Here is a 4,296-nt window from a genome sequence, read left to right on the forward strand (position 1 = left end):
AGTCCGGCGTCTATGATCTGTCCGTCTCTGGCGGGCTGGTGACGGCCGACCCCACCCTGATCTCCCGCCGCCTCGGCATCCAGCGCCCGCAGAACTACTCAGCCGAGATCTCGGAAGGCAGCTGGTCGGGGCAGTTGGCGATCTCCTACGAGGTCACGCCCGACATCCTGCCCTATTTGAGCTACGCGAAAGGCTTCAAGTCGGGCGGCATCAACATGTCCGGCCTTCCCACGACGGCCGCCGGCCTGCCCGCCGAGGTCCGGCCCGAGGAGGTCACGACCTGGGAGCTGGGCCTGATGACCCAGGCCTTCGACCGGCGCCTGACCGCCAACCTCGCCGCCTACTACACCGACATCACGGACTTCCAGGCCAACGTCGTCGACGCCGGCCCCGGCGCATTGCGCGGCTATCTGGCCAATGTCGAGAAGGTCGAGATCCGGGGCGTCGAACTGGACCTGACCGCCCATCCCAACGAATTCCTCGATCTCTACGCCAATGTGGCCTGGACCGACGGGGAGTACACGTCGTTCAGGAACGGGCCCTGCCCGCTGGAGCTGATCGGGGCTTCCACCGCCGCCTGCGATCTCAGCGGCAAGGAACTGCCCGGCGTCTCGCCGTGGGCGCTGGCCTTCGGCGGCGAACTGCATGGACCCGGCTCGGTCCTGGGTCTGTCGGGCGAGGTCTTCGCCGGCGCCGACGCCAGCTATCGCTCGACCTACAACTCGGACGCCGCCGTATCCCGCTACACCGAGATCGAGGGCTACGGCCTGCTGAACCTGCGCGCCGGCTTCCGGTCCGACAACGGCTGGGAGGCGTCCGTCTTCGTCAAGAACGCCCTGGACGAGGAGTATCTCCAGTTCGTCAGCGTCCAGACCGGCAACTCGGGCCTCGTCATCGGCAATCCGGGCGACGAGCGCACGATCGGCGTCACCGTCAGGGCGCGCTACTGAAGCAGGACGATGCGCCCGGCCTCCATCCGGTAGGTCACGCCCGTTCGGTCGAACAGGCGGGCGATCAGGATCGAGGGGTCGGGCGCGCCGGTATCCAGCAGCGCGTCGATCTCGCGCCGGACGTCCGGATCGCCGGAGACCTGCAGCAGGGCGTTCAGCCACTCTTCCCGGGTCAGGATGCTGTCCTCGCGGTTGGCGTCGATCAGGGGCTTCAGGAAGTCGAACCAGTCGCCGCCGGTCGCCTGCTTCTGCGCGCCCTCGGCGGCCATAGCGAAGACAGCCCCGCAGGCGTAGTTGGCGCGGTGCTCGCCCCGCTGAGCGGCCGAAACGACCGGCTCGTCGGCGAGCTGGGCGCAGTCGTCGACCTCCTTCTGCAGCTCCCGCATCGTGTCGAAGGTCGGATCGAGGGCCGCGGAGGCGCGGATCGCGCTCAGGTCCGCCCCGCCTTCCGTGATCCAGGCGTCGCGCCGGGCCTCGTAGCGCACGGTCTGGCCCAGCCAGAAATGCGCGCTCTCATGGCCGATGAACCAGCGGGCGCGGTCGCTCATCAGCTTGGTCGGCTCCATCACGCCCGTGCCCTGGAAGGCCATGATGATCAGGCCGGGCAGGACGCTGCCGCCCATGCTGGTCATGCCGGGCGTCGGGCCGTCCCAGCCGACCATGATGGTGGGCTTGTCGGTCTGGCCAGGTCCCAGGCGCCGGGCGTAGTACTCGGCCATGCGGGGGGCGAAGCCGGCGATCTCGGCGCTGATCCAGCCGGGAAGCTGCGGATCGATCACGGTGGCCAGGCGCGGGCTGTCGACCAGCGCCATCTGACCGAACAGGACATAGGTCCCCTGGCCGCTTGAGGTCGCCTCGGCCCGCCGCTCACCGTTGATCAGCACCGGTCCAGCCCTGTCGCGCCAGCGGATGAGGGCGTCCTGGCTCTCGAACTCCGCCTCGTTGAGGTCCTCCGGCAGGGCGCGGGCCGCTTCAACGGAGGCCAGGGGGAAGACGTCGAAATGGCCGCTGTAGAGCGCCGCCGAGCCGTCGGTGAAGACGATGGCCGGGTTGTAGTCGGCCTGCAGGTTCTGCGAGGCCGGACGCATGACGATCCGGATGCGGCGCGGCACGGGGCCGCCGCCCGTGGCGCGTAGGATGTCGAGATGGCCCTGCCGCTCCAGGATCACGCCCGGCGTCTCGATGGTCCACTGGACCGGCCGCCACGAGCCGCGGCCGTCGATGTCCAGCGCCGAGCGGATGAAGGCCCAGACCGGGGCGTCGGATGGCAGGACGTAGTCGGCGGTCCAGCGGTCGCCGTCGCGGGTCACGGTCACCTGCGGCGCGGCGGCCTCGGCGACGGCGGAGGCGGGCGCGCCGCCTGCGGTGGCGCAGGCGGTCAGGCCCAGTGTGAGCGCCGCGATGGCGGCCATGGTGGTCAGACGCATTCGGCGCTCCCCGTTCAAGCACATCCTGCCCCGTGGCCGCGGCAAGCGTCAGCTTAAGTTTTGGTCACGCTTGGGACCGCTCGAGGGCGCGCTGGGCAGCCTGCAGCTCACCGGCCATCACGGCCTTCAGCCGGGCCGGCTGGATGATCTCCACCTGCTCGCCCCAGGTGAACAGGTGCCAGGCCAGTTCGCGCATGCCCGAGGCGCGGAAGCGGACCACGACCGAGCCGTCCGGCTGGTCCTCGACGTCCTGGGTCGGGTGCCAGCGCCAGCCCCGGGCCTCCGGCGCCCCTTCCGGCGTGATCTTCAGCACCACGTCCTCGATCGCGTCCTGATAGATGCCGAAGGATTGGCCCGCGAAGACCTGCAGGTCGAAGTCGGCGGGGGGCGTGGCCACGCCCGGCTCGGCCTTGACCGCGCTCATCCGGTCCAGGCGGAAGGTCTTGATGGCCCCGCCGTCCGGCTCGGCGGCGACCAGGTAGTTGGCGCGGCCGAACATCAGGCCGCAGGGGGTCATGACGCGGCGCCGCGCCTCGGCGCCCGGGCGGCTGTAGATGAAACCCAGGGGCTGGCCGGCCAGCACGGCCCGCCGCACCTCCGCCAGCACCACTTCGTCGGCCGAGGCGCGCGGCCCGGCCTGCACGGCCAGGGTCTCGGCCCGCACCAGCGCCTCGAGATCCGGGGCCAGCCGGTTCAGGGTGGTCGAGCGCACCGCCGACTTCAGCTTGCGTTCCAGCCCCTCCAGCGAATTGGCTCGGGACGGTTCGCCGGTGGCGCGCAGCCCCTGCGCCGCCTTGCTGAGCTCGACCAGTTCCTCGGCCGTCGGGGCCTGTTCGAAGGCCGACAAGCCGCCGCGGATGCGCCAGCGCTTGTAGGGCGGGTCCGAGACCTCCTCGGTCTGGGGAAACAGCACCAGCACGGCGTCGCGCAGCCGCTCGGCGGTCCGCCGGGCGCTGTCGGTCTCACGCATCATGTCCTCAAGCGTCAGGCCTTCGGCGCTGGCCGCCATCCGCCGCGCGAGGTCCAGAACCATAGCCGCCTTGTCGAATCTCATGAGCGCCAGAAACCATACGTCCAAAAATGACGCAACGCTGTCTTACAACACAATCATCGACAGCGACACCGCTTCACGGAGTTTCCAAATGGCCCGCGCCTTCGCCCCCGCCGCCCAGATCGCCGCCAGCCGCTACCTGATCGTTCCGTGCGAGGCCGAAGCTGGCCTGGCCGTCATCTGGGACCGTCTGGAAGAACAGGTGATCGACGTGATCGACGCCCGCTCCTCGGCCCGCTACGCCGACGAGGACGCGCTGTGGGACGAGGCCCGCCCGGTCTTCGATCCCGCCGCCGATTTCCGCATGGCCGCCTGAGGACGGCTCAGGCCGCCTTCGGCTTGGTCCAGCGGTCGATCAGACGTTGGGCCGGCGCTTCCACCAGGCGATGCGCCAGCACGGCCAGGACCACGATCAGGCCGAACAGGGCGATGGCGAACAGGTCGTTCAGCCACGGCGAGCCGAAGTCGATGCGTCGTCCGCCGGGCAGCCAGTCCAGCTTGCGGCCGATGATCAGCATGACCACCAGCACGAACATGTGCACCATGTAGATGGCGAAGGACCACCGCCCGAGGGTGACCAGAGGCTTGGCGTCCAGCAGGCGCGACAGGGCGCCCTCCTCGCCCGCGAAGACCCAGACCGCGAACACGAACAGCAGGGTCACCAGCACCGTCACCGGCCCCGTGGCGAAGCCGATGAAGGCGCAGACCGCCAGCACGGTCGCGATCTCCAGCGCCGTCGCCGCCCCGCCTTTCAGGCGCGGGATCCGGGTCCAGGCTCCCTGCAGCAGGCACCCCAGGAAGAAGCCGTACACCGCCCGCGGGAAGGCCAGGTCGTGGGTGGTGTTCATCCAGCGCGGAGCCAGGGTCA

Annotated in this window: 5 protein-coding genes; 2 read left to right on the forward strand and 3 right to left on the reverse strand. The window is 69.9% G+C overall.

Annotated features, from left to right (window positions below; all coding sequences use genetic code 11):
* Positions 1-950, forward strand: a 950-nt coding sequence (locus Q0C81_RS16705) for a TonB-dependent receptor (protein ID WP_291840608.1), incomplete at its 5' end; no start/stop codon positions are given.
* Here Q0C81_RS16705 and Q0C81_RS16710 read toward each other — a convergent pair.
* Together Q0C81_RS16710 and Q0C81_RS16715 are read right to left on the reverse strand one after the other, a co-directional pair.
* Positions 944-2,377, reverse strand: a complete 1,434-nt coding sequence (locus Q0C81_RS16710) for a hypothetical protein (RefSeq protein WP_291840611.1) — start codon at positions 2,375-2,377, stop codon at positions 944-946. The genes Q0C81_RS16705 and Q0C81_RS16710 overlap by 7 nt on opposite strands.
* 64 nt (positions 2,378-2,441) lie before the next feature.
* On the reverse strand, positions 2,442-3,431 hold the full coding sequence (locus Q0C81_RS16715; protein WP_291840614.1) for a WYL domain-containing protein: 990 nt from the start codon (positions 3,429-3,431) through the stop codon (positions 2,442-2,444).
* 88 nt (positions 3,432-3,519) lie between these two features.
* Between Q0C81_RS16715 and Q0C81_RS16720 the strand changes: the two genes are divergently transcribed.
* Positions 3,520-3,744 (forward strand): hypothetical protein, encoded by a 225-nt coding sequence (locus Q0C81_RS16720; protein WP_291840617.1) that lies wholly within the window; start codon positions 3,520-3,522, stop codon positions 3,742-3,744.
* Between the two features lie 7 nt (positions 3,745-3,751).
* On the opposite strand, the gene Q0C81_RS16725 is transcribed toward Q0C81_RS16720, so the two are convergent.
* Positions 3,752-4,296, reverse strand: a 545-nt coding sequence (locus Q0C81_RS16725; protein ID WP_367118036.1) for an acyltransferase family protein, incomplete at its 5' end; no start/stop codon positions are given.

The organism is Brevundimonas sp., assembly GCF_023259385.1.
Lineage (GTDB): Bacteria > Pseudomonadota > Alphaproteobacteria > Caulobacterales > Caulobacteraceae > Brevundimonas.

Bases quoted from the DNA above. Each gene is read 5' to 3' on its own strand.
- Q0C81_RS16710 (WP_291840611.1), bottom strand. From the start codon at position 2,377: ATGCGTCTGACCACCATGGCCGCCATCGCGGCGCTCACACTGGGCCTG.
- Q0C81_RS16715 (WP_291840614.1), bottom strand. From the start codon at position 3,431: ATGAGATTCGACAAGGCGGCTATGGTTCTGGACCTCGCGCGGCGGATG.
- Q0C81_RS16720 (WP_291840617.1), top strand. From the start codon at position 3,520: ATGGCCCGCGCCTTCGCCCCCGCCGCCCAGATCGCCGCCAGCCGCTAC.